The organism is Amaricoccus sp. W119 (assembly GCF_047275745.1).
Lineage (GTDB): Bacteria > Pseudomonadota > Alphaproteobacteria > Rhodobacterales > Rhodobacteraceae > Amaricoccus.
Genome location: NZ_JBKQWU010000193.1, coordinates 1 through 883, shown reverse-complemented (window position 1 = coordinate 883; position 883 = coordinate 1). Strand labels below are relative to the sequence as shown.

Genomic DNA, 883 nt, shown 5'->3' with positions numbered 1-883 from the left:
TAGGTCGGGGCGCATTGGGCCCATCCGCGCCAGAGCGTAGCGGATCGCGGCGGCGAGCGGCGATTGCCAGAGACGCGGAGCAACTGCTGGGCGAGCCAGGCTTCGAGATCGTCGAACACCGGGGCGACGCCGGCCTCGCGGAACTCCACGCGGCGCTCGGGCGGAGAGCCGCGCGCCTCCTTCTCGACGGCATAGAGCTGGGCGATGCGCCGGATGGCCTCCTCGGCGATCGGCGGGCCCTGCGACCGATGGATGTCTACGAACTTGCGCCGGACATGGGCCATGCAGGCGACTTCGCGGATGGCGCCGGACCGATGGAGCTCCTCGAACCCGGCATAGCCGTCGGCATGCATCCATCCGCGGAAGCGGGCGAGATGATCCTTCGGGTGCTGACCCTTCCGGTCGCCCGAGAAGCGATACCACGCGGCCGGCGGCGCGGTGCCGCTCCGCTCGCCATTGTCCTCGGACCAATGGCGGACAATGGCTCGCCGCTCATCGCGCGCGTAAACCCAAAGCCTCGCGGTCTGGGTTTTGCCCGTGCCAGGTGCGAGCATCCGGACGGGGTTCGCCATTGTCTCTCGGACCAATGGCGCGACAATGGCTCACCATCCGCGAAGATCGCGTCGGCCGCCAGCACATGCCGTCCGACGGCGGCGACCAGGGGTTCGAGCAGCATCGCCAGTTGCGCCGGCGTCAGCGACACCTTGCCCTCCTTCGCCGAAGGCCAGACGAACTTGCCCCGCTCCAGCCGCTTCATGAACAGGCAGGCGCCCTGGCCGTCCCACCAGATCACCTTCACCAGATCGCCGCGCCGTCCGCGGAACACGAAGAGATGCCCGGTGAACGGATCCTGCTGGAGCGTCGCCTCGGCCTGGGCCGCGAG

1 protein-coding gene and 1 pseudogene are annotated in these 883 nt (G+C 69.2%); both read right to left on the bottom strand.

The genetic code is table 11. From position 1 onward, the window contains the following. On the bottom strand, positions 1 to 572 hold a 572-nt coding region (locus tag ACLJK8_RS22940; RefSeq protein WP_413152699.1), incomplete at its 3' end, for an IS66 family transposase. 92 nt (positions 573 to 664) lie between these two features. Continuing rightward, positions 665 to 883, bottom strand: a pseudogene (gene tnpB / locus ACLJK8_RS22935) (IS66 family insertion sequence element accessory protein TnpB); the annotation flags it as partial.